This window comes from Prochlorococcus marinus CUG1433 (assembly GCA_017644425.1).
Taxonomy (GTDB): Bacteria; Cyanobacteriota; Cyanobacteriia; order PCC-6307; family Cyanobiaceae; genus Prochlorococcus_A; species Prochlorococcus_A marinus_U.
The window spans coordinates 705,825-731,895 of the sequence record JAEPLN010000001.1 but is presented as its reverse complement, the minus strand read 5'-3'; the positions used below and the strand labels follow the sequence as shown (position 1 = coordinate 731,895).

General features: G+C 30.4%; 27 protein-coding genes. 11 read left to right on the top strand and 16 right to left on the bottom strand.

Annotation, left to right across the window (positions count from 1 at the left end):
- Positions 1–4: 4 nt before the first annotated feature.
- The gene (locus JJ842_04295; GenBank protein MBO6971130.1) at positions 5–1,417 is read left to right on the top strand and encodes a chorismate-binding protein; all 1,413 of its coding nucleotides are present in this window, start codon (positions 5–7) and stop codon (positions 1,415–1,417) included.
- Here the strand turns inward: JJ842_04295 and gshB are convergent.
- A complete protein-coding gene (gene gshB / locus JJ842_04290) occupies positions 1,410–2,333 on the bottom strand; it encodes a glutathione synthase (GenBank protein MBO6971129.1) in 924 nt (307 codons plus the stop codon). The two genes, JJ842_04295 and gshB, sit on opposite strands and share 8 nt — an antisense overlap.
- A gap of 5 nt (positions 2,334–2,338) precedes the next feature.
- Positions 2,339–2,593 (bottom strand): glutaredoxin 3, encoded by a 255-nt coding sequence (gene grxC, locus JJ842_04285; protein ID MBO6971128.1) that lies wholly within the window; start codon positions 2,591–2,593, stop codon positions 2,339–2,341.
- Between the two features lie 76 nt (positions 2,594–2,669).
- Here grxC and prfB point away from each other — a divergent pair.
- The 6 genes from prfB (at position 2,670) to JJ842_04255 (ending at position 6,296) form a co-directional block, all read left to right on the top strand.
- A protein-coding gene (gene prfB, locus JJ842_04280) for a peptide chain release factor 2 (protein ID MBO6971127.1) occupies positions 2,670–3,792 on the top strand; the annotation gives its coding sequence in 2 pieces (ribosomal slippage) (positions 2,670–2,744 and positions 2,746–3,792; 1,122 coding nt in all).
- A 3-nt stretch (positions 3,793–3,795) separates the two neighbouring features.
- Positions 3,796–3,978, top strand: coding sequence for a DUF3285 domain-containing protein (locus JJ842_04275; protein ID MBO6971126.1), 183 nt, complete (start codon positions 3,796–3,798; stop codon positions 3,976–3,978).
- A 6-nt stretch (positions 3,979–3,984) separates the two neighbouring features.
- A complete protein-coding gene (gene ybeY, locus JJ842_04270; protein MBO6971125.1) occupies positions 3,985–4,524 on the top strand; it encodes an rRNA maturation RNase YbeY in 540 nt (179 codons plus the stop codon).
- A 6-nt stretch (positions 4,525–4,530) separates the two neighbouring features.
- Positions 4,531–4,941, top strand: coding sequence for a diacylglycerol kinase family protein (locus JJ842_04265; GenBank protein MBO6971124.1), 411 nt, complete (start codon positions 4,531–4,533; stop codon positions 4,939–4,941).
- A gap of 12 nt (positions 4,942–4,953) precedes the next feature.
- Entirely contained in the window at positions 4,954–5,550 is a 597-nt protein-coding gene (locus tag JJ842_04260) for an aminodeoxychorismate/anthranilate synthase component II (protein ID MBO6971123.1), read from the top strand.
- 20 nt (positions 5,551–5,570) lie between these two features.
- Positions 5,571–6,296, top strand: a complete 726-nt coding sequence (locus JJ842_04255; protein MBO6971122.1) for an MBL fold metallo-hydrolase — start codon at positions 5,571–5,573, stop codon at positions 6,294–6,296.
- On the opposite strand, the gene JJ842_04250 is transcribed toward JJ842_04255, so the two are convergent.
- The 4 genes from JJ842_04250 to mnmE form a co-directional block, all read right to left on the bottom strand.
- Positions 6,293–7,402, bottom strand: coding sequence for a histidinol-phosphate aminotransferase family protein (locus JJ842_04250; GenBank protein ID MBO6971121.1), 1,110 nt, complete (start codon positions 7,400–7,402; stop codon positions 6,293–6,295). The two genes, JJ842_04255 and JJ842_04250, sit on opposite strands and share 4 nt — an antisense overlap.
- Complete coding sequence (gene argS, locus JJ842_04245) at positions 7,402–9,216, bottom strand: arginine--tRNA ligase (GenBank protein MBO6971120.1); 1,815 nt, start codon at positions 9,214–9,216, stop codon at positions 7,402–7,404. The genes JJ842_04250 and argS overlap by 1 nt, the downstream gene beginning before the upstream one ends.
- Positions 9,217–9,243: 27 nt before the next feature.
- Positions 9,244–10,110, bottom strand: a complete 867-nt coding sequence (nadC, locus tag JJ842_04240) for a carboxylating nicotinate-nucleotide diphosphorylase (protein MBO6971119.1) — start codon at positions 10,108–10,110, stop codon at positions 9,244–9,246.
- 78 nt (positions 10,111–10,188) lie between these two features.
- Positions 10,189–11,571, bottom strand: a complete 1,383-nt coding sequence (gene mnmE, locus JJ842_04235; GenBank protein MBO6971118.1) for a tRNA uridine-5-carboxymethylaminomethyl(34) synthesis GTPase MnmE — start codon at positions 11,569–11,571, stop codon at positions 10,189–10,191.
- Between the two features lie 66 nt (positions 11,572–11,637).
- Between mnmE and JJ842_04230 the strand changes: the two genes are divergently transcribed.
- Positions 11,638–12,081: a DUF2062 domain-containing protein gene (locus JJ842_04230; protein MBO6971117.1), complete on the top strand. Its 444-nt coding sequence runs from the start codon at positions 11,638–11,640 to the stop codon at positions 12,079–12,081.
- A gap of 17 nt (positions 12,082–12,098) precedes the next feature.
- On the opposite strand, the gene JJ842_04225 is transcribed toward JJ842_04230, so the two are convergent.
- Positions 12,099–14,408, bottom strand: a complete 2,310-nt coding sequence (locus JJ842_04225) for a bifunctional (p)ppGpp synthetase/guanosine-3',5'-bis(diphosphate) 3'-pyrophosphohydrolase (protein MBO6971116.1) — start codon at positions 14,406–14,408, stop codon at positions 12,099–12,101.
- Between the two features lie 55 nt (positions 14,409–14,463).
- Between JJ842_04225 and JJ842_04220 the strand changes: the two genes are divergently transcribed.
- Positions 14,464–16,062 carry an ABC transporter ATP-binding protein gene (locus JJ842_04220; protein ID MBO6971115.1) on the top strand — a complete coding sequence of 533 codons (1,599 nt, stop codon included), beginning with the start codon at positions 14,464–14,466 and terminating at the stop codon, positions 16,060–16,062.
- On the opposite strand, the gene JJ842_04215 is transcribed toward JJ842_04220, so the two are convergent.
- Both JJ842_04215 and ylqF read right to left on the bottom strand, forming a co-directional pair.
- Positions 16,055–17,014 carry an RluA family pseudouridine synthase gene (locus JJ842_04215; protein ID MBO6971114.1) on the bottom strand — a complete coding sequence of 320 codons (960 nt, stop codon included), beginning with the start codon at positions 17,012–17,014 and terminating at the stop codon, positions 16,055–16,057. The two genes, JJ842_04220 and JJ842_04215, sit on opposite strands and share 8 nt — an antisense overlap.
- Positions 17,005–17,877 (bottom strand): ribosome biogenesis GTPase YlqF, encoded by an 873-nt coding sequence (gene ylqF / locus JJ842_04210; GenBank protein MBO6971113.1) that lies wholly within the window; start codon positions 17,875–17,877, stop codon positions 17,005–17,007. The genes JJ842_04215 and ylqF overlap by 10 nt, the downstream gene beginning before the upstream one ends.
- Positions 17,878–18,092: 215 nt before the next feature.
- Here ylqF and JJ842_04205 point away from each other — a divergent pair, with 215 nt between their 5' ends.
- Complete coding sequence (locus JJ842_04205; protein ID MBO6971112.1) at positions 18,093–19,301, top strand: phosphoglycerate kinase; 1,209 nt, start codon at positions 18,093–18,095, stop codon at positions 19,299–19,301.
- 1 nt (position 19,302) lies between these two features.
- Here JJ842_04205 and JJ842_04200 read toward each other — a convergent pair whose 3' ends face one another.
- The gene (locus tag JJ842_04200; protein ID MBO6971111.1) at positions 19,303–20,028 is read right to left on the bottom strand and encodes a hypothetical protein; all 726 of its coding nucleotides are present in this window, start codon (positions 20,026–20,028) and stop codon (positions 19,303–19,305) included.
- Between the two features lie 41 nt (positions 20,029–20,069).
- Here JJ842_04200 and JJ842_04195 point away from each other — a divergent pair, with 41 nt between their 5' ends.
- Positions 20,070–21,161: a UDP-N-acetylglucosamine--N-acetylmuramyl-(pentapeptide) pyrophosphoryl-undecaprenol N-acetylglucosamine transferase gene (locus tag JJ842_04195; protein MBO6971110.1), complete on the top strand. Its 1,092-nt coding sequence runs from the start codon at positions 20,070–20,072 to the stop codon at positions 21,159–21,161.
- Here JJ842_04195 and JJ842_04190 read toward each other — a convergent pair.
- The 6 genes from JJ842_04190 to rplA all read right to left on the bottom strand — a co-directional run bounded on the left by JJ842_04190 (position 21,140) and on the right by rplA (position 26,071).
- A complete protein-coding gene (locus JJ842_04190; GenBank protein MBO6971109.1) occupies positions 21,140–22,264 on the bottom strand; it encodes an aminotransferase class I/II-fold pyridoxal phosphate-dependent enzyme in 1,125 nt (374 codons plus the stop codon). The two genes, JJ842_04195 and JJ842_04190, sit on opposite strands and share 22 nt — an antisense overlap.
- Before the next feature lie 16 nt (positions 22,265–22,280).
- Entirely contained in the window at positions 22,281–23,450 is a 1,170-nt protein-coding gene (locus JJ842_04185; protein ID MBO6971108.1) for a quinone-dependent dihydroorotate dehydrogenase, read from the bottom strand.
- 6 nt (positions 23,451–23,456) lie between these two features.
- Positions 23,457–24,176: a ribonuclease HI gene (gene rnhA / locus JJ842_04180; protein ID MBO6971107.1), complete on the bottom strand. Its 720-nt coding sequence runs from the start codon at positions 24,174–24,176 to the stop codon at positions 23,457–23,459.
- Positions 24,177–24,223: 47 nt separating this feature from the next.
- Entirely contained in the window at positions 24,224–24,619 is a 396-nt protein-coding gene (rplL, locus tag JJ842_04175) for a 50S ribosomal protein L7/L12 (GenBank protein ID MBO6971106.1), read from the bottom strand.
- 28 nt (positions 24,620–24,647) lie between these two features.
- Positions 24,648–25,175: a 50S ribosomal protein L10 gene (locus tag JJ842_04170; GenBank protein MBO6971105.1), complete on the bottom strand. Its 528-nt coding sequence runs from the start codon at positions 25,173–25,175 to the stop codon at positions 24,648–24,650.
- Positions 25,176–25,363: 188 nt separating this feature from the next.
- Positions 25,364–26,071 (bottom strand): 50S ribosomal protein L1, encoded by a 708-nt coding sequence (rplA, locus tag JJ842_04165; protein ID MBO6971104.1) that lies wholly within the window; start codon positions 26,069–26,071, stop codon positions 25,364–25,366.

The following is a 26,071-nucleotide window of genomic DNA, read 5'->3' as shown; positions in this document are numbered from 1 at the left end:
AGTAATGAAAAATGATTTAAACTTAACAGATTTTTTAAAAGATGTATTTTCCTCTTTCGATAAGAAAGTTGAAAATTCTGGATTAGTAAGTATTTGTGTTGAGATTCCTTGTATTGATTTATTTCAAGTTTATGAATTGTTAATAAATAAATATCCGTTTTCTTCATTTTGGGAGGAATCTGACGGCATTTCATATATAGCTTTCGAAAAGTGTAAATATGTTACTCTGGATGGTCCAAAAAGATTTGAGGTAGCAAAAGAGTTTAATTCTGAGAATTTTAAAAATTTAATTAATTTAACTAATGAATCGCATAATTCTGCACTTTCAAAAATAATTTATTTATTTTCTTTCTCTGAAAATTTGAATAATAAGAATTTACCTTCAGATACCCCTAGTTTGGAAGCCATCTTGCCAAAAATATTAATTACTAAAAGTGATAAGAATTGCTGGTTAAGAATCAATGGTCATGTTGAAGGTAAATCATCATTAAGAACATTAATTGAAGAAATATGGACAATTAGAAATCAAGTTATTAATTCTGGCTCAAAATTAATAAAATCATCTGTCTTAAAAACTAGTTTTGATTCCCCTTATATTGATGATTTCTCACGTTCCTTAGAAACTTCTAAAACAGATATGAAAAAAGTAATAAATAGAGGAATTCAATTAGTAGAGAAAGGTATCCTTGAAAAGATAGTTTTAGCGAATAGGATTAAAATAAAATTAAAAAATAAATTAGATTTAGTAGAAATTTTAAAAAGATTCAAAAAGAAGCAGCCAAATACATGTAGATACGTTTGGAAAAGGAATAGTAAGGATATTTTGTTTGGAGCTTCTCCAGAGAAATTATTTTCTTTTTCTAAACCTAATTTAACTTTAGAGGCTCTTGCTGGAACTATCTCTACTAATTCAAATTTTAAGAAACTCCTAAAAAGTACTAAAGACTTAAAGGAACATAATTATGTAATACAGTATTTGATTGAATCTTTAGAAGTCTCAAAAATAACAAACTTTAAAAAAAGTGATATCAAGGTAAATTCATTTGGAGATATTTCTCATTTGCAAACACTTATTTTCTCTAAAGTTGAAAATATTTGTCCTTTTGAATTACTTAAAAACCTACATCCATCTCCGGCCGTTTGTGGATACCCAAAAAATACAGCATTGGATTGGATAAATACTCTTGAGTCTTTTCCAAGAGGAAATTATGCTTCTCCAATGGGTTGGGTTGATTCATCAGGAAATGCTTCATTTCTTTTGGCAATAAGAGGCGTAAGATGTATTGAAGAAAATATTGAACTTACTGCAGGTTCAGGTATAGTTTTAGGCTCCGTTTTAGAGGAAGAAATAGATGAGATTAAATTAAAATTTGAATCTATAATAAAACAGATATTTTGCGCTAAAAATCCTAGATAATTTCTACTAATTTTTCAATAACTTCCGCAGAAACATTCTTATTGGTTAAATTTTCTATTTCTCTTAAACCTGTTGGACTGGTTACATTAATCTCGCTAAGCATTCCATTTATTACATCAATACCCACAAAAAATAAACCTTCATCTTTGAAGTGTTGAGATAATTCTGAGCAGATACTTTTTTCTTTTTCTGTTAATAATGTGGGTTCAGCCTTACCTCCCATCGCTAAATTACTCCTAAAATCACCTCCTTGAGGAATCCTATTTATAGATCCAATTGCTTCTCCGTTTACGATAATTATTCTTTTATCACCCTCTATGACTTCAGGAATAAATTTTTGCATCATAACGGGTAATTCTTCTTGAGAAGTGATTAATTCAATGATTGATTTAATGCCTGGATAATTTTTATTTATCCTTATAACACCTTGACCACCTTTTCCTCCAAGAGGTTTTATGACTACTTCATTATTTATATTTGCAAAATTAATAAGATCTTTTACCTTACTCGCAACTATTGTAGGTGCCATTAAGTGGCTATATCTCAAAGCACCTAGCTTTTCATTCCATGCTCTTAACGATGAGGGTTTGTTTATTACTTTTACTCCTTTTCTTTCGGCAACTTCTAAAAGATGGGTTGCATATAAATAAGCCTCATTTACAGGAGGATCTTTTCTCATCCAAATGCAATTAAATTCGGCGAGAGGTATGCAATCATTCTCTTTGAAAGAAATCCACGGATTTACTTCAACTTTTACGGAAGATGCCCATACTTCATCACCTCTAGCTTCAAGGTCTTGAGGAGTACAACTCCAGATTTCAATATTTTTTTTTGATGATGCTTGCATTAAAGCAGCAGTTGAATCTTTTAAGGGATTTATATTTTTAATTGGATCTATTACGAATAGAAATTTCATAAGGTCTAGTTTAATAATACTTCTAATTTATTTTCATTTTCTAATGCATAGAGATCATCGCAGCCTCCGATACCTTCATTATCTATAAATATTTGTGGTAATGTTCTTCTACCATCAGCTCTTTCAATCATCAATGCTCTGGCATCTTCGTCGCCATCTATTTTATATTCTGTAAAATTTACATTTTTTTTCTTGAGTAGTGATTTTGCTCGAATACAGAATGGGCAATATTGCCAAGTATAAATTTCAACTTTGGACATTTTTTTAAAATAATACTTAGTTTATACTATTAAACAAAAGTGCTTGTTAGATTATAAATAACGATTAAATTCTATTTTGATAGATATTACAGATTTTAAAAAAGATCTTTCGGAATTAACAGCGCGCCTGGGTAATGCTCAGGATTGTCTTTGACGTTCCAAGATTAAAAGCGAAAAGGAAAGAGTTAGAGCAAATTTCTGCTCAACCTGAATTTTGGGAAAATCAAGAAGAAGCTAAAAAGCAAATGTTAATCCTTGATGATGTCAAAGCACAACTAGAATTGTTGGATAAATGGAAAACTTTTATTTCTGATGCTAATGCCTCTCTTGAGCTTTATTATTTAGAACCTGAAGAAGAAATGATTTTAGAATCTCAGCAGGGGTTAAAGAAATTAAGAGAGAATTTAGATAAATGGGAATTTGAAAGATTGTTATGTGGTGAATACGATAAGGAAGGAGCAGTAGTTTCTATTAACGCAGGTGCGGGGGGAACAGATGCGCAGGATTGGGTAGAGATATTATTAAGAATGTACTCAAGATGGGCCGATAATAATCAAATGCACCTTGACATTAATGAATTATCTCAAGGAGAAGAAGCAGGTATTAAAAGTGTAACGTTTGAAATTGATGGAAAATATGCATACGGCTATCTGCAGCATGAAAAAGGAACTCATAGATTAGTGAGAATTTCTCCTTTTAATGCCAATGGCAAAAGACAAACCAGCTTTGCTGGGGTAGAGGTTATGCCAAAATTAGATGATAATATTTCACTTGATATACCTGAAAAAGATTTAGAAATTACAACGAGTAGATCCGGTGGAGCGGGAGGACAAAATGTTAATAAAGTAGAAACAGCAGTAAGAATTGTTCATTTGCCTTCAGGGATTTCAGTAAGATGTACCCAAGAAAGATCTCAATTACAAAATAAAGAAAAAGCTATGTTACTTTTAAAGTCTAAACTATTAGTGATTGCTAAAGAACAACGAGCTGCAGAAGTCGCTGATATTAAAGGTGATATTGTGGAAGCTGCATGGGGCAATCAAATAAGAAATTATGTTTTCCATCCCTATCAAATGGTAAAAGATCTTAGGACTATGCAGGAGACTAATGATTTAGATAGTGTTTTAGATGGTGGACTTGAACCATTTATTCATGAATTATTACGTATGAATATTTCTTCTAATGAATCTATTGAATAACTAATGGAAAATAAAAACGAAATTTTAGAAAAAAAAGTTTCTCCTCCAAGCTTTATAAAGCTAGCTATGAGAAATATGGTAAGGAAAGGCTCAAAAAGTATTTCTCATTTTTCAATAACCTTTCTAGTTTTAATTGGGATATTAATACTTGTTGCCACAATAGGTAAGCCCAATATTCCAGTTTAAGAATGTATGAAAGAAAAAATTATTTCTGAAATAAATTTAGATCTGGTTTTTCAATGTAATGATTTTTCTCAATTTTCAAATAAGTTAAAAGATACTAAAACTAAGCTTATTTTCGAATCTAATTTTTGGGAGAAAGTTTTTTTATCTTGGATAACTACAATATCAAAAAAAGAGGATTATGAATTACCAAATTATATTTTTGAAAAAAAATCTTTTTCATTAGGCTTACAGATAATATCTAATCAAGAAATTGCTTCTTTGAATAAGAAATGGATGCAAAAAAATGGTCCAACTGATGTTCTATCTTTTCCAATTATTTCTAATGAATATCTAAATAATTTAGATCATATAGAGTTGGGAGATATATTTATATCATTAGAGATGGCACTTAAGCAATCTTATGAATATAAATATTCAATCTATAGAGAGATGATCTGGTTAGCTAGTCATGGATTTTTACATCTTTTGGGATGGGAACATAATAATGAGCATGATTTAGAAAATATGTTAAATTTCCAAGAATATTTAATTACTCGATTAGATTAAAAATCAATGAAAAAAAAAATAAACTATTTAGAAAATAGAAAAGAATCATACAAAACTTCTAGTAATGTATTTATAAGTTTTAGGTATGCTTTCAGTGGTATTAGTTATGTATTAAAAACTTCAAGAAATTTTAAAATTCAATTAATTTTTGCATTTACAAGTTTGATAAGTGGTTTTTTACTCAAAATTAGTCTAAGTAATTATGTTATTTTGATTGCAACAATAATGTCTGTTTTAATATTAGAAATATTGAATACATCTATTGAATCAATCGTTGATTTAGTAGTGAAAAAAAAATTTAGTTTTTTGGCTAAAATTTCAAAAGATACTTCTGCAGGTGCAGTATTATTAGCTTCCATTAATTCTGTTATTATTGCTGTATACATCTTTGTTCCTAAACTTAAGTTGTTATTTTAAATCCATATAAATATGTTTCTTGTTATTGATAATTACGATAGTTTTACTTATAACCTTGTTCAATATTTAGGAGAACTTTCAGTAGAGCATGAAATAACTAAAGAATTAATAGTTAAAAGAAATGATGAAATTACTATAGAAGAAATTATCAAACTAAATCCTAGTGGTATTTTGTTATCACCAGGTCCAGGCAATCCAGATCAATCTGGAATTTGTCTGCCAATACTAAAAAAATTATCTAAAACTATTCCTACATTGGGAGTTTGTTTAGGTCATCAAGCTTTGGCCCAAGCTTTTGGAGGTAAAGTAATAGTTGGGAAAGAACTTATGCATGGTAAGACATCCAAAATTTTTCATAATCAAAAAGGATTGTTTAAAGATATCGAGACTCCATTTGTGGCTACAAGATACCATAGTCTTATTGTTGATTCAAGTTCTTTACCATCTTGCTTCGATATAACTGCGACTTTAGAAGACTCAACAATTATGGCTATCTCTCACAAAGAATATAAAAATTTACATGGTGTACAGTTTCATCCTGAAAGTGTATTGACACAATTTGGTCATAAATTAATTAGTAATTTTCTAAAAATGGCTGAACAAAAGTAAAATATAAAAAAGTCAATATTATGATTTCTCAAATTAAAAACATTTTCTTTTTTATATTATTAAGCTCTTTCTTACCTACCTCATTATTGGCTAGGAATTTAGTAATAAAAAGTCTGGGACATAGTAGTTTTTTAATAAATAGTACAGAAAAATCGATTCTCATAAATCCCTTTAAAGCAGTAGGTTGTGCAAGCAATTTAAAGGAGCCAAAAGAAGTCAATGCAGATTTTATTTTGGCTAGTTCTAGGCTTTTAGATGAAGGATATAACCCTAATAATCAATTAATGTTTGTTGAACCAGGAATTTATCAGTTTGAGGATATTTTATTAAATGGAATTTCCGTCCCACATGACAGAGTAGATGGAAGAAGATTTGGGATGGCAACTGTTTGGAGTTGGGAGCAGAATGATCTTAAAATTGTTCATATGGGAGGCGCTGCTGGTGATATTGATATTAATAGTCAAATTATTTTATCTCGCCCAGATATCTTATTTATTTCAATTGGAGGAGGAATAAAATCTTATGATGGGCAAGAGGCTTCAAGAATCGTTAAGCTTTTAAAACCTAATGTAGTTATTCCTGTTCACTTTGCTCAGGGTAAAAAAATTAATAAAGAATGTGATTTCTCAAATGCTGATTTATTTATCGAAAATATGAAAGATTTTAAAGTAAAATATGTTGGAAAAGATTTTCAAATAAAACCTAAAAGAATCGATCAAAATACAATTTATATTTTTGGTAATTAATTTATTAAATCTAAGCCCTTGTAATTGTCCCAGAAAAAAATCATTTGTTCTTTAGTTCCAATACTTACCCTTATTGAATTGCCAATATCTTTCTTGTTTTCCATACTTCTGATAAGAATGCCTTTTTCTCTCATTTGTTTTATTAGAATTTTAGGATCTTTTTTAGGCCAAATTAAGAAATAATTACCACCACTAAAGTGAGTTCTGATTTTTGTTGATTTAAATTTATTTTTAATCCATTTCCTTGCCTGTTTTACTTCTAAAACATAATCATCAATATATGATTTGTCTTTAAGTGCTGCTAATGCTGCCGTTATAGCAAAGCTATTTACATCATATGGTCCTGTAACTTTGTTGATGTATTGAATTAAATTTTTATTTCCAAAAGTAAAACCTATTCTTAAACCAGCTAAACCAGCTGTTTTTGAGAGAGATTGGATTATTAGTATATTGTTATTCTTTTCAAAATCTATCGATTCAAGAAGACTATCTCCATTAAATTTTTCATATAATTCATCAACAATTATCAATGAATCGTTTTTGATATTTGCTAAGTTAATTATCTCTTGAGCACTTAAAACTGTGCCTGTTGGATTATTTGGATTACAAATAAATATTAACTTTGGATTATACTTTATAATTTTTTCACTAAATTCTTCGATGGGGAATAGAAAATTTTCTCCAATGTAAGAACAAGTGATTTTCTTCATTCCTCGCATTTCTGAACAAGGAGAATAGTAACCAAAAGTTGGATTTGTTGTTAGAAATATTTGATCTTTTTCTCCAAAGCAATTGAAAATTGCATTTATTGCTGCGTCTGCTCCATTAAAAATTCCTATTTCATCGTCATCAAATTTTCTTGAATCAAGATATTGATCACATAAAAAATTTTTTAATAGATTATATTCTGGATAAATTGAAATCTCATCTAATTGTATCGCTTGTAATGCTTTAAAAACATTAGGACTAGGACCTAGAGTATTTTCATTGAAGTCTAAGCGGAGTAAATTTCTTCTATTTTCTAAAGGTGCAGAATAAGACTGCATATTTATTATTTCTTCTCTTGGTTTTGGGAAAAGATTATTTAATTGATCAAAATCTTTCATTACATTCTTTCTAAAGTTTCAATTCCTAGAAGCTCTAAGCTTAATTTTAGTATTTTTGCAGTTAGATCACATAAATTAAGTCTAGAAACTTTTATATATTTTTCTTCTTTGAGTATTGGAACTTGATCATAAAATCTATTAAAAGTCTGACATAGCTCAAACAGATAATTGCATAATCTATTTGGCATTAAGTCTTTTTCAATAGATATTATGACTTCATCGAACTTAAGTAATTTTCTGATAAGTTTCCACTCAGATTTATGTTCATAATTTATATATTGAAAATCTTTAGATTCATAAACAAAATTATTTTTTCTTTTAATTCCTGCAATTCTTACAAGTGTATATAACAAGTAAGGAGCTGTATTGCCATTCAGGGAGAGCATCTTATCAAAACTAAATTGATAATTAGTGATCCTATTTTGGCTTAAATCTGCATACTTAACAGCTCCTAATCCAATGATTCTTGAAGTATTTGCAATAAAATCTTCTGTCTCATAACGATTTTCTTCTTTTATTCTTTTCAACAAATCTTCTCTTGCTCTTCTAACTGCTTCATTTAATAAATCTTTTAAACGTACTGTCTTACCTTCCCTTGTCTTTAGTTTCTTGCCATCGATTCCTTGAACTAAACCAAAAGGGACATGGTCTACTTGACAATTGTCTGGGATCCATTTTGCTTTTTTTGCAACTTGAAAGACTCCAGCAAAATGATTTGCTTGTCCATGATCAGTTATATAAATAATTCTCGAAGCATCATCCCCATCAGGAGGTTTATTGAATCTGTATCTTATAGCAGCAAGATCTGTGGTGGCATAGTTAAATCCTCCATCCTTTTTTTGAATAATTAGTGGTAAAGGTTTGCCTTCTTTATTAGTCATCCCATCTAAAAATACACATTTCGCTCCTTGATCTTCTACTAATATTTGTTTTAAATTTAAATCCTCAATAACTGATTTTAAGAAGGGGTTATAAAAAGATTCACCTCTTTCTTCTATTTTTATTTTTAAATTTTTATAGATTTCATTAAATTCTTTTCTAGATTGATCACATAATAATTTCCAAGCTTTAATCGAATTTATATCTCCACTTTGTAACTTAACTACTTCCTCTCTAGATCTTTTTTGGAATTCAGATTCATTATCAAATCTTTTTTTTGATTCTTTATAAAATTCAACTAAATCACTTATCTTGATGTTCCCTATATCTTCTAAATCATTTGAATATAAATCTTTGAGCTGAGTAATAAGCATTCCAAATTGCGTTCCCCAATCACCAACATGATTTAGTCTTAATACTTGATAACCTCTTAACTCAAAGATTCTGGATATTGAATCTCCTATTATTGTTGATCTTAAATGCCCTACATGCATTTCTTTAGCAATATTAGGACTAGAAAAATCTACAATGACTTTATTTGATAAGCCACTATCTAAATCTATTTTAATTTGAGGTATACCAGCCCTTTGGCATTTAATATTTGATTTAATTTCATTTATGAGAACTTCATCTTTTAATTTTATATTTATAAATCCAGGTCCAGCTATTTCTAGACTCTTACATAATTTGGATATACTTTTATTTTTATTTAAAAGGTTTATAAAATCATTAGAAATATCTCTTGGATTCTTTTTATATATTTTAGATAAACTTAAACAAACATTACATTGGTAATCACCAAATACCTCTTTTGATGATTGTGTAATTAAATTTTTTCTAAGAATTTCGAATTCTGTCTCTTTATTATTTTTTTTAAGACTATCTAAAAGAGATTCTTCAAATTTATTTGTTAATTCCTTAAAAATGATTAGCATTATTTATTCAATTATTTATCTATATGATTAATTAATATAACGCATACTTAAATCAATCCAATCACTTTTTGTAATTGAAGAACTTGTTGAAATCAAATCAATACCTTTTATTAGATATTTACTAATTTCTTCAGGGTTAATTCCAGAAACTTCTATTATTAAATTCTTATTGACTTCTTTTTCTAAGCTATTAATTGATAAGTTCCTTAATTCCTGAATGTTTTTTTCGATTGTTTCAGGACTAAGTTCATCTAATAAGACACTATTCGCTCCTGCTAATACTGCTTCTTTTGCCTGCGTTATATTCTCAGCTTCAATTATGATATGAGTTGTAAAAGGGGAATTTAGGCGAATTTTTTGTACTGCATTCTTAAGATTATCTGTCCATGCAATATGATTTTCTTTTATCATAGCTGCATCGTATAATCCCATTCTATGATTCACTCCACCTCCGCATTTGAATGCATATTTTTCAAATATTCTTAAGCCAGGAGTCGTTTTTCTAGTATCTGCTAATTTTATATTTGTGCCTTCTAACTTATCTACAAGATTTTTTGTAAATGTTGCTATTCCAGATAAATGCATTGCTATATTTAAGCTGATCCTTTCACTCGCTAGTAAACTTTTTGAAGGTCCATATATTTCAAGTAGTTTTTGATCTTTAACAAATTTATCTCCATCAGAGATATTAAATTTTGGAATGATTTTTAAATCAATTTTTTTAAAAATTTCTTTTATTATCTCAACCCCACAAAATATACCATCCTCTTTTGCAATCCAATATGCATTACCATTCTCTTCTGTAATAGAGGAACTTGTAAGATCTCCCTTACCTAAATCTTCATCGATCCAATTATCAATGATCTTACTTATTTTTGGAGTATTAAGATCCACTAAACTAAAAAATAATTAATAAAAATTCAACTGAAGTTAGAGAATCAACTATAAGTCACTTTGTAATTTAACTCAAATTTATTTACCAATACAAAACTTTGAAAAAATATTATCTAGAAGCGCCTCTGTTAATTCTTGACCAGTTATTTTAGATAAGTTTTGAATACCATCTCTAAGTTCTATTGATAATAAATCAAATGGCAATCTATTTTTAACTATTGAATCAGTATCATTTAAATTAGATAGGCAAGCAGACAAATTCGTTAGATGTCTTTCGTTTAAAAATATATTGATATTTTCTAATTGTTTTAATCCGCATTTTTTTATGATTGCGTCTATTAATAATCCTTCACCATCATTATTTTTAATGCTCATAAGAATTGTGTTTTTTAATTCATTTGAATTAATATTTTTAGAGTCAATTAAATCTTTTTTATTACCCACAATAGTAATTAATTTTTCTTTGGGGATTTCTTTTATTATTTTCTTGTCTTCTTCATTAAATCCTTCTTCAAGACTATAAATATAAATAATAAAATCTGACTCTTTAATTTTCCCAAAACTTTTTTTAATTCCAATACTTTCAATTTGTTCATGAGTTTCTCTTATGCCAGCAGTATCAATTATTTTCATTGGGATTTCATTAATAGTTAAATTAACTTCAATAACATCTCTTGTCGTTCCAGGAATATTAGTTACGATTGCCTTCTCTTTTTTTGCAAGCAAATTTAGTAAAGAACTTTTACCAACATTTGTTTTACCTATAAGCGCAATGGATATCCCATTATGAATATATGAATTTCTTTTTGAATTTTCTATAAGTAACTCTATTTTTTCTTTAACTTTTTTAATGTTTTTTAGATATTTGGAGTAATCAAAATCTGTGAAGTCTTCTTCAAAATCAACTCTTGCTTCTATCTCGCAAAGTTGATTTATAAGGTCATTTTTAATATCATCAATTTTTTTCTTTATTTCTCCTTGAACCCCGCTAAAAGCTAATTCTGCTGATCTGCTATTGCTTGCATTAATTAATTGATTAATTGACTCGGCTTGAGTAAGGTCTATTTTCCCATTCAGAAAAGCTCTTTGACTAAATTCTCCTGGATTCGCAATTCTAACTCTAGAATTACTTGATAATAATATCTTGAGAACTTTATTTACTAAGATAATTCCTCCATGGCAATGGAGTTCAACAACATCCTCTCCTGTAAAGCTATTTGGTGATTTCATCACTAAAATTAAAACCTCATCTATAAATTTATTTTGTTTATTTTCCTGAATAAAACCGTGAAAAACTCTATGTGATTCCCACGCATATTTTGATTTAGTTTTAACAATCTTTTTGCAAGAATTTATTGAGTCTTTCCCCGATACTCTTATTATCGCAACTCCTCCTTTACCTATACTTATAGCTGAAGCAATTGCAGCTATCGTATCTTCTGTAGCAACTATCGAATCCATCTCTCGCTTTATTAAAGATAATTAAGTAAGATTATCAAGAATTTAGTTTTGAATTTTTCTTTCTGAATGAGATCTAAAAGAGATATTACCTATAAGAAAATTCTATCATTATTTAGGAATCAGAATGGAAGTCCCTTCTTTAATGCTAAAGGTTTAGCTATAGGGGTATTTAGTGGCTGCTTTCCTTTTTTTGGGTTTCAGACTCTAATAGGGGTATTTTTTGCAAAACTTGCTAAGGGAAATATTGTTCTAGCTGCAGTTGGTACCTGGATCAGCAATCCCTTTACCTATATTCCACTTTATTATTTTAATTATAAAGTTGGTTCGATTTTTTTTAATACTTCTTCTGATGAAATTATTGAAAAAAGTTTGTTTATTGATGACTTATGGAAACAAGGTAGAATTTTTTCCCTCAAATTACTCTTAGGTTCTTCTTGTGTTGGGTTTTTGTTAGCTTTGATTTGCGGCAGTATTGTTTTCTTTATTTATAAGATAAAACTTAAAAGATAGATAGTTATGAATCTAAATTAATTTTGTCCAACTCTGGCAATATCTAAAACATCTGCCATTGATTTAATTTGATCAATTGTTTTGTGAAGTTGATTATAACTTTCTAGACCTACGCAGAGATTGATAATAGCTGGTTTGCCATAAGCAGTTTTAACATTGGCATCACTAACATTTATACCTTTATCAGATAACCGCATAAGAATATCTTTAAGGACTCCGACTCTATCAATTACTTCTATTCGGAGCTGAATTGGGAACTTATTATCGCCAGTTTTATTATCTTGATTCCAACCAACAGGTAATCTTCTCTCTATTGGAATTGGCATTACATTTTCACAATCTGCCCTATGTATTGTTATGCCATGGTTGCCGAGTGAGACAGTTCCGATAATATCCTCGCCTGGAAGTGGGGTACAGCATTTACCTATTCTGTAATCAAGACCTTCTATCCCAGAAATTGGTGATTTAGTCGTTCTATAAGGTTTATTGGTAGCTAAATTACTATTACTTTTAAGAGATTTTGCTATTTCAGAATCAGAATCATTTTTAATATCCTCTGTCTGTAATTTTATTTCTTCTCTTAGTCTGTTTAATACTTGATGTAAAGTTAAACCACCAAAACCAAGTGATGCAAGAAGGTCTTCAGTATTTTTTAAATTGCATCGATTCGCAACTTTTTTCATAGCATCACTAGAAAGTAATGAATCAAAACCATTTCGACCTACTTCTTTTTCGAGTAAATCTCTACCTCTTTTAATCGTTTCATCCCTGTGGCTTTTCTTATACCATTGGCGGATTCTATTTTTAGCAGTTGGCGTAACTACAAAGTTAAGCCAATCTAAGCTTGGAGTAGCATTATTATTTGTCAAAATTTCTATGAAGTCACCATTTTGAAGTGCTGTAGATAATGGAGAAAGCTTTTCATTTATTCTTATTCCATTACAGTGATTTCCAACTTCAGAATGAATTCTGTAGGCGAAATCTATCGCGGTAGACCCTTTTCTTAAACCAACAACATCTCCTTTAGGAGTGATTACAAATACTTCTTCATCAAATAAATCTTCTTTAATTGAAGCTAGATAATCATTATGATCACCATCATTACCTTCTTGTTGCCATTCGACTAATTGTCTTAGCCAATTAAATCTTTCAGCATTACTTTTAGCAGGAGAGCCGCCCTCTTTATATTGCCAATGCGCAGCAATTCCATATTCCGCAATTTGATGCATGGAAGTAGTTCTAATTTGAACTTCAATAGGTCGATGTCTTCCAATTACTGAAGTATGTAAGGACTGATATCCATTGGGTTTTGGTAATCCTATATAGTCTTTAAATCTGCCTGGAATTGGTTTGAAAGTATCATGAACAACCGCTAAAGCTCTGTAACAACTATCTGAATTATCAACGATAATTCTTAGAGCAGCAACATCATAAATTTCATGAAACTGTTTTTGTTGTCTTTTCATTTTGCTCCAGATGCCATAAAGATGTTTTGGTCTTCCAGTTATTTCAAAGTGGCTTAAACCCGCTGAGACTAAGTTTGCTTTCATAAGATTTAGGGTGACTTTTAACCTTTTTTCTCTATCACTCCTTTTAACAGCAATTTGATCTTTTAGATCTTGATATTCTTTAGGCTCCAGAAATTTAAACGCTAAATCTTCTAATTCCCATTTAAATCTATTTATTCCTAATCGATTAGCTAATGGTGCATAAATCTCTCTTGTTTCTCTCGCTATTCTTTGTTTTCTCTCATCATTGAGCCATTCGATTGTTCTCATGTTATGAAGTCGATCTGCCAGTTTTACTAAAACAACTCTGATATCGCTAGCCATAGCCATAAACATTTTTCTGAGATTTTCAGCTTGTGCTTCAGTCCTGTTATTAAAGTGAATCCCACCTAATTTTGTTACGCCCTCCACAAGTATTTTTACTTCTAATCCAAAATTTGCTTCAATTTCAGATAAATCAATGCCTGTATCTTCAACAACATCATGTAAAAGTCCTGCAGCAATTACAGATGAACTGGCCCCTATTTCTTTGAGAAGATTTGCAACTGCAACTGGGTGAATAATATAAGGTTCACCACTAGCACGTAGTTGTCCTGCATGAGCCTTATAGGAAAGTTTAAAGGCCTTTACAATAAGGTTTTGATCCTTATCGTTTATATTATTCGATTTTTCGTAATTATTAATATCTTTAAAAAGCCAATCGGGGATTTTTATCTCATAATTCAAAGATTCACTTTCATATTTTTCATTTTCGGGCAAAATAGTTTTGGAAACTTCAATTTCTTTTTTATCTTTTGAGTTTGCAGCTGCCTCAGACATTTTATATTGCTTTAGATTTATTTTATTTAGGACTAGAAAAATTTGCTATAAAATCATGGAAATAAAAAAAGAAAAGATTCTTACAGTTAAAAATCTTACTGTTAAATATAGTTTAAAGAAGAGCCCTATAATCAAAAATATTAATCTAGATATAGATAGAGGGGATCATTTAGCTATTATTGGCCCTTCTGGGTGCGGAAAGACTACTCTTGCAAAAACATTGGTAAATATGTTGCCTGAACAAGCAACTTCTCAAGGCCATATATCAATTTCATGTTTAGATCCTAGAAAAATAAATAAGAACGAAGCTCAATTATTTAGAAGAAATAATTTTGGATTTATCTATCAAGATTCCATAAAAAAACTTAATCCACTAATGAAAGTTGGGGATCATTTATTCGAATTATTTAAAACTCATGATCAAACTAAATCATCGTTGCATATTAAAAAATTAGTTAAAGAAGTTTTTCAAAAAGTCGGAATTGAAGAAAGTTTACTTGATTCTTTCCCACATCAATTTAGTGGTGGAATGAGACAAAGAGTTTCTATAGCAATGGCTCTTGCCTTAAAACCAAGATTATTAATAGCTGATGAACCTACGACAAGCCTTGATTCCATAACAAGTTTTGAAATTATGAAAGAAATAATTCACTTATGTAACACATTTGAAACTACTTTAATTCTAATTAGTCATGATATTAATCTTGCGGCAAAGTGGTGCAAGAAAATCGCAATTATTGATAAAGGTTCAATTGTTGAAAATGGAAATATATCAGACATTCTTCGATCACCAAAGTCTGATATTGGTATTAAGTTAGTAAATGCTTCGAATATAGTTTTTGAACCAAATACTAAAAACTACGTTATAAATGAAGTTGTTTTAGAGGTTAATAACTTAAGACATTGGTATAAAATAAATTCTTCAATCTTTTGGAATAAATGGAATAAGGCTTTAAATGAAGTAAGTTTTAAATTATATAAAAATGAGACTCTTGGTATAGTTGGTTCTTCAGGAAGTGGAAAAAGTACATTATGTAGGGCTTTAATTGGACTTATTAAAGTAAGAGGTGGTGAAATAAAAATTTATGAAAAAAATCATTTATCGAAAAAAAATAAATCTTACACAAAGAACAATTTCATACAAATTATTTTTCAAGATCCTTTTTCAAGTTTGAATCCAAAAATGAAAATTAAAAATCTTTTGGAAGATATTTTTCTTATTCAAAAAATTTCAGATAAAAGAAAAATTGAGAAGGAAATAAAATTTATGTTGAGAAATTTAAATCTCCCACTAACGAATGATTTTCTTAATTCTTTTCCTAGCCAATTATCTGGTGGTCAGTTGCAAAGAATTTCATTAGCCAGAGCACTATTGTTGAAACCAAAAATTTTGATTTGTGATGAGAGCGTTAATATGTTAGATGCTTCAGTAAAAATAGAAATTCTTGAATTACTAAGAGTCTTGCAAGAAAAAATGGATTTAACCATTATCTTTATTACTCATGATTTAGGTATTGCTAAAAGATTTTGTAATAGGTTGCTAGTAATGAATCGCGGAAAGATAGTTGATGAAGGAGAAAGTTCTACAATATTCACCGAAACTAAAAATACCTATACAAAATCTCTTTTAAATTCTTCTTTAAATCTTATTTAGATTTAAGAACTTTTAGTAATTTTTGAAAATCTAATGGTAATTCTGCTTCAAATATCATTTCTTTGCCATTGATTGGATGTATAAGGCCAAGCTTAAAAGCGTGTAATGCTTGGCCCTCTAATTTACAAGGAAGTTTTTTGCATCTTCCATATAAAGGATCACCCACAATAGGATGATTAATGTGAGCACAATGAACTCTTATTTGATGCGTTCGACCAGTATCTAATTTGAAATTCATTAATGAGTAATTACCTAATCTTTCTTTTACTTTCCAATAAGTGCAGGCATATCTTCCTGAAGCTGCTTCAACTACTTTATATTTCAATCTATTGAATTTATCTCTACCAATGTGCCCTACTATTTGGCCTTCTTCAGAATTAGGTGCTCCATGAATTACTGCAATATATTCGCGCGAAGCTATTTTTTCTTTTATTTGTTTCTGGAGATTTACCAATGCTTCTTGGCTTTTTGCTACCACCATACATCCGGAAGTATCTTTATCTAATCTGTGAACAATACCAGGCCTTAGTTTCCCATTAATTCCAGGAAGATCATTACAGTGAAAAAGTAATCCATTGACTAGAGTTCCTGATTTGTGTCCAGGGGCTGGATGAACAATTAGTCCTGATTGTTTATTTATTACTATGATGTGCTCGTCCTCAAAAAGGATTTCTAAATCCATTTTTTCAGGTTTCAAATATACAAGAGGTTCTGGAGGAGGCATCCAGATTTGAATATTGTCGCCATTTTTTAATGGCGTCTTTGCTTTTGCAGTCTTATAATTTACAAGTACTAATCCTGAATTGATAAAATTTTGAATTCTTGCTCTACTTTGTTCTGGCCTTTTACTTACCAACCATCTGTCTAGTCTCATAGGAAGAGGTAGCTCATAAATAATTTCTATAAGTTCACCCTCTCCAATACCGAAAGAATTTTTATTATTTAATTCCATTGTGGGACTTCTAAAGCAATTTTACCAAGCATTTGATTTCTATAATCTTCCAATAATCTATGAGACATTCTTCTTTTATCACCTGAGGTATGTTTTATAGCTGCTTCATTGATCCAATCAGAAGGACTCTTAAAGCCTTTTGTAATATCAACTCCATATCTATTTGATATTTTTTTTACTGAGATATTCGCATTTTTATCTTTGTTTAGTGTGGATATAATCTTGATAAATTCAATTGCGACGCTCTCAACTTCATAAGCAGCTTCTCCAATATCGTCACATAATGCAAGATGAAGTGCTGATTTTTGATCTTCTAAATTTGGAGGTATGACGCCAGGAGCATCTAGTAGATCGATACCACCTTCTAATTTTATCCATCTTAAATTACGAGTCACCCCTGCTTTCCTAGCACTATCTACAACTCTTTTTTTTGCAATTCTATTAATTAATGCTGACTTACCTACGTTTGGGAAACCAAGTGTAAGGGCTCTAATTGGCCTAATTAGCATTCCTCTAGAAAGTCTTCTATCGTCAATTGATGTCCTAGATTCTTTGGCAGACTTACAAATTTCTTTAATACCAATACCTTGTTTAGCATCACACCAATGTGGATATTGATCTTTATCGTTAAACCATTTATTCCAATTAGTTATGGTGTCAGGGGAGATCATGTCTGATCTGTTAATAACAAGAATATGTTTTTTATTATTAATCCATTTATTTAAGTGTGGATGTCCTGTTGATAAAGGAATTCTTGCATCTCTAACTTCTATAACTAAATCTACTTTATTAATAACTTCAGATAATTTTTTTTCTGCTTTTGCGATATGGCCTGGATACCATTGAATTTTGGGTATGTCCACTTCAATAAATCAAATAAAATTTTGTATTCCTTTTAATTTTTTTTATAAGTTTCAAAAGTATTTACACCTTAAGTTTAGTATAAATTTAATAACTAAAAATTTTTATAATCGTTAATTCTTAAAATTTATTAAGGCATAGGTAACAGTAACTACTTTTTAACCCAATAAGCCCAAATTAACGTTAGGGTCTTAAGATTAAAAAATAAGCTTGTTTAATGTCAAAGTTATCTCTTTCCAGTCTTGATAAGACACATTTAGAAGGAAAAAAAGTTCTTGTAAGGGTAGATTTTAATGTTCCATTAAATGAAGATGGTCAAATAACTGACGATACGCGTATCCGTGCAGCGATCCCAACGATTGAATATCTTATTAATCATTCTGCAAAAGTTATTTTAGCTGCTCATTTTGGTAGACCAAAAGGTCAGGTAAATGAAAAAATGAGATTAACTCCAGTAGCAGCAAGATTAAGTGAATTGTTGGGGCAAAATGTTGCTCTTACTAACAGTTGTATTGGTGATGAAGCAATTGCACAATCAAATAGCTTATCTAATGGAGATGTTCTTTTACTTGAAAATGTTCGTTTTTTTGGTGAAGAGGAAAAGAACGACTTGGAGTTTGCTAAAAAATTAGCATCTCATGCAGATATGTATGTAAATGATGCTTTCGGTGCTGCTCATAGAGCTCATGCTTCAACTCAGGGTGTTACGAATTATTTAAGTCCATCGGTAGCTGGATTCCTTTTAGAAAAAGAATTGAAATATTTACAAGGCGCAATAGATTCCCCAAACCGTCCATTGGCAGCAATAGTTGGAGGATCAAAGGTTAGTAGCAAAATAGGTGTGCTTGATTCTTTACTAGATAAGTGTGACAAAATTATGATTGGTGGCGGCATGATTTTTACATTTTATAAAGCTAGAGGTCTAGATGTTGGGAAGAGCCTTGTAGAAGAAGATAAACTAGAGCTCGCCAAAGATTTAGAAGCAAAAGCAAAAGCCAAAGGAGTCGAATTATTATTACCCACTGATGTCGTTTTAGCTAGTGAATTTTCACCTGACGCTGAAAGTAAAATATCTCAAATAGATTCAATTAGTGGGGATTGGATGGGTTTAGATATTGGTCCAGATTCCATTAAGGTTTTTCAGAATGCTCTTGCAGAATGTAAGACAATAATTTGGAATGGCCCGATGGGAGTCTTTGAATTTGATAAATTTGCAAAAGGTACAAATGCAATAGCTACGACTCTTGCAGACTTAAGTGCTTTTTCTGAAGTTTGCACAATAATTGGTGGTGGAGATTCAGTAGCAGCAGTTGAAAAGGCAGGGTTAGCTAAGAAAATGTCTCATATATCTACTGGTGGTGGGGCTAGTTTGGAACTTTTGGAGGGTAAAACCTTACCTGGTGTATCTGCTTTAAACGACGCTTAGGCTAAATCTCATCAACTATATCAATACTCTTTGTGAAAGTAATCATTCCCTTGGGATGAGCTATGATTCCTGACCAAATTTGTATCCCTGGTTTTGATGGAGCCCTTGTAATTTTAAAAATTCCCCCAGATGCTAATGGTTCCAATAATATTTCCTGTTCAAAAAATGAATTTACTTGATGAGGTTTTATAGCTCCAGCAATAATCACTTCTTCAAGAGGCTTATTTAAAATTATATCGATATCGTATTTAGAACCAGTAAGAACTCTATCAGGAATTTTGAAACTAATATCTATCTTATTATCATCATTTCTTATTAATGTGAATAAATTTTTGATAATTCCTTCATTTATTTTTCCATTCAAGATTGAAAATAAATAATCAAAATTTGATTCGAGTATATATATTTCTCCATTAACTATTTTTCTTCCAGAAACTTTTATTCGCAAAATATCTTTATTTGGAATATTAGATTTTAATCTTTTGATCTTCCATTTGCTGTCAGGGAAATCATTAATAATCTTAGAAAATTGTTTTGGTATATAATGGCTTTCATCATTTCTAAAATTTTTTTTAATAAACTCAAAATCTCTCGCATTTAAGGAGTTTTCTAGATTTCTTATAAAATCAACTTCTAAAGTTTGCGTTATTGCTGAATAGGGAATAATGAGATAAATAAATAAGTAGAGAGGGAAACCTCTATTTCTGAAAAAGTTTAAATTAAACATATTTATCATTTATTGTTTTTATTCTACTAATTTAAGTTTTTATGTCTAAAAAAAATAATTTACTAGTCGCAGCCAGTGGGACAGGGGGGCATATTTTTCCAGCGTTAGCAGTCTCTAAAGACGTAGAAGATAAGTGGAATATACATTGGTTGGGTGTTAACCAAAGACTTGATGCCAATTTAATTCCCAAAAAATATAATTTGAAGACTTTGAGTATAAAAACACCAAGAAAAAACATTTTTCTGTTTTATCAATATATAGAAATTTTAATGTCAACTTTCCAAATAATTAGGATCTTAAAAGAAAAAAAAATTAACTTGGTTTTTACGACTGGAGGTTATATCTCTGCACCCACTATTGTTGCTTCAAAATTTCTGAGGATACCTGTCATTATTCATGAATCAAATTTAATTCCAGGAATGGTCACGAAATATTTTGGTTTTTTGTGTAACTATGTTCTTCTAGGATTTAAGAATACAAATCCTTATTTAAGAAATTGTAAAACTATTTTCACTGGAACCCCTTTAAGAGAACAATTCTATAAATCTAATCCTTTGCCAGAATGGGTTCCAGAAGGAAAAGGACCTCTTTTGATTGTTATGGGAGGTAGTCAAGGAGCAAAAGCTATAAATCAAATTCTTAACGAATCTCTGGAATTTTTATTAAAAAAACAGTTTCGGATAGTTCATATTATTGGGGAATCTAATCAACAATCTTTTGATGTAAAAAACTCCAAAAATTATATTCAAAAGAAATTTACTAATGAAATAGCAGCTTTAATTCAAAACTGTGATCTTGTAATATCAAGATCCGGTGCAGGAACAATCAATGAACTAATAGAGGCCGAAAAACCTTCTATTTTAATTCCATATCCAGATTCTAAAAATAATCATCAGGAGAAAAATGCGATGATTCTCGCTGAAAGTGGAGGTTCAGTTTTAATCAATCAAAATAAAATTTCTAAAGAAGTTTTTGAAGAAACTCTAGAAAGAATTTTTAAAATAAAATCAAAAAAGGGCAAAAATCATTATGAAATATTAGATCTCATGAAGAGGAATATGGAAAATAATAATAAAATTAAATCTAAAAATGAGATTAAAAAATTTATTAATTATTTTCTAAAGGAATTCTGAATTTCTTTACATAAAAGAGTGTTATTTTTCCTATTCTGCAAGCTTATTCTTGCCCACTTCTCGTCGAGAAATTTAAATGAAGTACATTCTCTAAGCAATATCCCCTTATTTTCTAAGTATTTTATATTTGGCGACAAGGATGTTTTACTTTCTATTAAAAAAAAGTTGGTTGAAGAGTTATGAACTTTAAGGTTCTCTATTTTTGATAATTTTCTAAATACTCTCTTTTTTTCAACATTTATCCAGCTATGAATCTGTTTTGTCCACTGTTCATAGAATTTCTTATTACTTAGTAGATCAATTCCGGCTTTAATAGCAAAGGAATTTAAAGGCCAAGGATCTCTCTTTATTTCCCATTGTTTAAGTTTTTTCGATGAGCCAATAACGTAACCTAATCTAAGGCCAGGAATATTGAAGATTTTGGTCAAGCTTCTCAAGACTAATAAATTATCAAATCTTTGGGTTAATGGTATTAAAGATTCTTTCTCTCCATTAGGTGTTATCGATAAGAAAGCTTCATCACAGATAACTAATTTATATTTTTTCACAACTTCCTCCAATGAATTCTTTTCCCATAATTGGCCGGTAGGGTTATGTGGATTTGTTATCCAAATAACATCACCTTTTGGATGAAGCGGAAATGATTGAGGAAAAATATCATTCCAGTTTTTTGGTAATTCGCAATGTATTAAATTGCTATTCCAACAATTTAAAGATCTTTCATAATCAACAAAGGATGGAGAAGGAATACAACTTATTCCAAATTTGGATGCTTCGTAACCTGCCCAGGTTATTAATTCAGAAGCTCCATTACCAGTCAATATATTGTCTGGATTTATCCTATGAAATTTACCAATTATTTCTCTCAAATCACTTAAGTTTCTCTCAGGGTAATATCTAAATCCAAGATTCTTAATTTCCTCATTTAATGAATCTATTAGTATCTGAGGAGGATCAAATGGTACTAATGAGGCGCTTGCGTCAATAATTTCAGAGGGTAATAAATTTAATTTCTTTGCTTTTGCATATACGTTTCCTCCATGTTTTAGGTTTGATGATTGCATGGTTAGTATTTTGTAATCATTAGGTTCCGGTTTATTCATTATTCATTTTCTTTTTTTACTCAATCCATTTTAGATCTGATCCAACGGCCTCTTTTATATTTGATAATTTATGGATATTTAGTTGCTTTATAATTCCTTGAAGTATATCGGGTACTAATTGTGGACCCTTATATATCCATCCTGTATAAATTTGAATTAATGATGCTCCAGAACAAATTCTTTCCCATGCTGACTCAGGACTATCTATTCCACCAACGCCAATTAAAATAATCTTTTTGTCAATATTATGAATATGTTTTATTATTTGATTTGCTTTTTTTTGTAGAGGCCTTCCACTTAATCCTCCTTTCTCTTCAGAAAGTAATAATCCAGTTTGCATGATCTTTCTATTTTCAAGACCTAATCTATCTATGCTGGTGTTAGTAGCAATTATTCCATCGATGTTTTCCTCGATTATTAATTGGCAAATATCTTCAATATCTTTAAAGCTTAGATCTGGTGCAATTTTGACAAATAATGGTGGACAACTGGGTAACTTTTTAATTTCTTTAATAAGTTCTTTTAGAAGAATTGGATCTTGTAACTTTCTTAGTCCTTCAGTATTTGGAGAACTTACGTTTATTGCTGCATAATCACAATATGGAATTAATAATTTTAGAGAAGTTAAATAGTCATCTTTTGCTCGAGATAAATCTGTAATTTTAGACTTACCAAAATTTATCCCTAAACAAATATTCTTTCTATTTTTTTTAAACTCAATTCCTTGTTCAGCAAAGTTTTTAACTAGATTTTCAGCACCATTGTTATTGAAACCCATTCTATTTAATGCTGCCTCTTCTTCAGCTAATCTAAATAACCTTGGTTTGGGATTTCCATCTTGAGCAAATTTAGTTACTGTTCCAAGTTCAGCAAATCCAAAACCAAAATCTTTCCATATATTTGCGGCATTTCCATTTTTGTCAAAACCCGCAGCTAAACCAATTGGATTACAAAAATTTATTCCACATATGTTCTGAGTTAATCTTTTATCAACTACAGAAAATTCTTTATTTAGATTTTTTAAGATAGAAGCAACTACAGGCCAATTATATTTTCTTGAACTGAATGATAGGAGGCTAAGAGATAAATTTGTTAAGTATTCTGCATCAATTCCAGAGTCTTTTTTTAATACAGGGGTAATCAAGTTTTTATAAAGATTTTTAAATACCCCCTTCTGTACATTCATAAAAAATTAGGATTCTTTTTTTTCTATTATCCAATATTTTCTATTTTTAGGAATCACTCTCCAATTACGCCATTCAAAAAGTAAATATTTTTTTATATTTAAGTCGTTTTCTTTACCCAATAAGTTACTTAGTTCTAGTGAACTTAAAAAATACTTTTTTTCAGCAAATTTTTGAATTAATTCATAGCGTGAAAATAATTCCTGAATTTCTGCAGGTGCATTTCTTTCAAAAAAACCAACTGAAGATTCTACTTCTTTTGAGTTAATTTCTATAGATATACCTTTGCTGTAATTAGTGGCAATTTTATCAACCCTATCATTTTGTTTATCACCGCTGTGACCTTTAACATATTCCATTATTAGGCCATCAATTCTTAATTGATCAATTTTTTGCCATAGATCAACATTTTGAACTGATTTTCCAGAGCTTGTTTTCCATCCATTTCTCTTCCAATTAATAATCCACTTTGTATAACCCTCTATGACATATTTACTATCAGTTCTTAATTTAAAGTTCTTTTTTAATTTGAAGGTTTTTAACTTTTCAAGAGTTTTGATAGCGGCAGTCAGTTCCATTCTGTTATTAGTAGTATTTTGCTCGGAACCACCTATTTCTAATTCGCTATTATCGTCAAATATTATTAAACCGCCCCAACCACCTGGACCTGGATTACCACTGCAGGCTCCGTCAGTTGCGGCTTCAATCGCAATACTATTAATATTCATAATTTTTGAAGCCGATATCCTTAATATCGGCTTTAAAAAATGTACTCTTACTTAAGTGTAACTTTACCGCCAGCTTCTTCAATCTCTTTCTTTAAAGATTCAGCATCTGCTTTGGCTATTCCTTCTTTTACAGTTTTTGGTGCTGATTCAACCAGTGCTTTTGCATCTCCAAGACCAAGACCAGTTGCATTTCTTACAACTTTAAGGACTTTGATTTTTGCAGCTGCATCAAAGCTTTCAAGAATTACATCAAATTCAGTTTTTTCTTCAGCAGCGCCACCATCTCCATCAGAGCCAGCCGCTCCAGGAGCTGCCATTACTACACCTGCAGAAGCTGCAGCAGATACACCAAAAGTCTCTTCAATTTGCTTTACAAGCTCTGATGCTTCTAAAAGTGATAGAGATTTTAATGATTCAAGAATTTCTTCAGTTTTTGCGGACATTTTCTTAAAAGTTAATTAGGGTTTGAATTTAGGATTCTGATTTTTCAGAATGTTGTTTAAGTGATCTAGCAAGTCCAGAAGGCACTTCATTGATAGAGATCGCAATTTTGGTTGCAACGCCATTTAGAGCGCCAGCAATTTTTGCCATCAATACTTCTTTAGATGGAAGACTTGCAATTTCTTTTATTTCAGAATCGCTAAGAAGTCTGCCTTCAAATAAAGCTCCTTTGGTTTCGGATTTTTTGGTGTCTTTTTGAAAAGATTGAATTGCTTTTACAGCTCCTCCAACATCTTCTTTGATTAAGACAAAAGCATTGGTTCCGGTCAGTAAAGATTCAAGATCGTTCCAATTACTATCTCCATCAATCGCTTTACGCATTAATGAATTTTTAGTAACTTTGCAAATGCCGTTAGTTGTTTGCAATCTAGATCGCAAATCTGACATCTCTTTGATAGTTAAACCCTTATAGTCAAGAACTACAGCCATTTCCGAGTCGTTTAAGAGAGATTTAATCTCAGTAACGATTTGTTGCTTATTCTCTAGTGTTCGGCCCATTGTGTTTTTTTTGGATCGTAATTTAGGGAGAGCAGGAAATGCGGCAAAGTCCTTTATAGAGGCCGCTTTTATTAGATCCAAAAAGAAATAATTAAGACGAGTCCTCGGTAGGAATTAGAAATTTAGAATAGCTAAATTAACCTACTTTCTTTGGCCGTATTATTGCATTTAAATTATACTACAAAGCGTTAACCTTCAGGTTGGAAATCTTGTACAGCATTTACGTCAACTTGAACTGAAGGCCCCATAGTTGAAGTAACATAAAAAGTTTTCCAGTATTTTCCTTTGGCTCCACTTGGTTTGTTTTTGTCAATTGATTCTTGTAAGGTTTTTAAGTTTTCAAATAAAGCCTCTTTTGTAAAACTTGCTTTCCCAAAGCGGACATGAACGATACCAGCTTTATCTGCTCTAAATTCGAGCTTACCAGCTTTGAATTCTTTAATTGCATTAGCAATATCATTAGTTACTGTACCAGCTTTAGGATTAGGCATTAAACCTCTAGGCCCTAAAACTCGTCCTAATTTTGCAACCTTTGGCATCATATCTGGAGTCGCAATAAGTAGATCAAACTCCATACTTCCTTTGTTGATACTTTCCACAAGATCTTCTTCGCCAAATAAATCTGCACCTGCAGCCTTAGCTTTTGATACATTCTCCCCGCTTGTGATAACTGCAATTTTTATGCTTTGGCCAGTACCATGTGGTAACGCAACAGTGGTTCTTAATTGTTGATCAGTGTATTTTGGATCGATACCTAAACGAATATGCGCTTCAATAGTTTCATCAAACTTCGCATTAGCATTTTCCTTGATAATACTTAGAGCTTCAAGTGGGGGGTAAATGCGATCTTCAATCTTTGTTGATAGAGCCGCCATTCTTTTTGATAGTTTTTTCAT

Bases quoted from the DNA above. Each gene is read 5' to 3' on its own strand.
- JJ842_04255 (MBO6971122.1), top strand. From the start codon at position 5,571: ATGATTTCTCAAATTAAAAACATTTTCTTTTTTATATTATTAAGCTCT.
- rnhA (MBO6971107.1), bottom strand. From the start codon at position 24,176: ATGAATATTAATAGTATTGCGATTGAAGCCGCAACTGACGGAGCCTGC.
- JJ842_04230 (MBO6971117.1), top strand. From the start codon at position 11,638: ATGAGATCTAAAAGAGATATTACCTATAAGAAAATTCTATCATTATTT.
- JJ842_04195 (MBO6971110.1), top strand. From the start codon at position 20,070: ATGTCTAAAAAAAATAATTTACTAGTCGCAGCCAGTGGGACAGGGGGG.
- JJ842_04260 (MBO6971123.1), top strand. From the start codon at position 4,954: ATGTTTCTTGTTATTGATAATTACGATAGTTTTACTTATAACCTTGTT.
- JJ842_04275 (MBO6971126.1), top strand. From the start codon at position 3,796: ATGGAAAATAAAAACGAAATTTTAGAAAAAAAAGTTTCTCCTCCAAGC.
- grxC (MBO6971128.1), bottom strand. From the start codon at position 2,593: ATGTCCAAAGTTGAAATTTATACTTGGCAATATTGCCCATTCTGTATT.
- JJ842_04295 (MBO6971130.1), top strand. From the start codon at position 5: ATGAAAAATGATTTAAACTTAACAGATTTTTTAAAAGATGTATTTTCC.
- rplA (MBO6971104.1), bottom strand. From the start codon at position 26,071: ATGAAAAAACTATCAAAAAGAATGGCGGCTCTATCAACAAAGATTGAA.
- ybeY (MBO6971125.1), top strand. From the start codon at position 3,985: ATGAAAGAAAAAATTATTTCTGAAATAAATTTAGATCTGGTTTTTCAA.
- argS (MBO6971120.1), bottom strand. From the start codon at position 9,216: ATGCTAATCATTTTTAAGGAATTAACAAATAAATTTGAAGAATCTCTT.
- JJ842_04225 (MBO6971116.1), bottom strand. From the start codon at position 14,408: ATGTCTGAGGCAGCTGCAAACTCAAAAGATAAAAAAGAAATTGAAGTT.
- JJ842_04200 (MBO6971111.1), bottom strand. From the start codon at position 20,028: ATGTTTAATTTAAACTTTTTCAGAAATAGAGGTTTCCCTCTCTACTTA.
- JJ842_04220 (MBO6971115.1), top strand. From the start codon at position 14,464: ATGGAAATAAAAAAAGAAAAGATTCTTACAGTTAAAAATCTTACTGTT.
- rplL (MBO6971106.1), bottom strand. From the start codon at position 24,619: ATGTCCGCAAAAACTGAAGAAATTCTTGAATCATTAAAATCTCTATCA.
- JJ842_04215 (MBO6971114.1), bottom strand. From the start codon at position 17,014: ATGGAATTAAATAATAAAAATTCTTTCGGTATTGGAGAGGGTGAACTT.
- JJ842_04190 (MBO6971109.1), bottom strand. From the start codon at position 22,264: ATGAATAAACCGGAACCTAATGATTACAAAATACTAACCATGCAATCA.
- JJ842_04205 (MBO6971112.1), top strand. From the start codon at position 18,093: ATGTCAAAGTTATCTCTTTCCAGTCTTGATAAGACACATTTAGAAGGA.
- JJ842_04170 (MBO6971105.1), bottom strand. From the start codon at position 25,175: ATGGGCCGAACACTAGAGAATAAGCAACAAATCGTTACTGAGATTAAA.
- JJ842_04185 (MBO6971108.1), bottom strand. From the start codon at position 23,450: ATGAATGTACAGAAGGGGGTATTTAAAAATCTTTATAAAAACTTGATT.
- gshB (MBO6971129.1), bottom strand. From the start codon at position 2,333: ATGAAATTTCTATTCGTAATAGATCCAATTAAAAATATAAATCCCTTA.
- mnmE (MBO6971118.1), bottom strand. From the start codon at position 11,571: ATGGATTCGATAGTTGCTACAGAAGATACGATAGCTGCAATTGCTTCA.
- JJ842_04265 (MBO6971124.1), top strand. From the start codon at position 4,531: ATGAAAAAAAAAATAAACTATTTAGAAAATAGAAAAGAATCATACAAA.
- JJ842_04250 (MBO6971121.1), bottom strand. From the start codon at position 7,402: ATGAAAGATTTTGATCAATTAAATAATCTTTTCCCAAAACCAAGAGAA.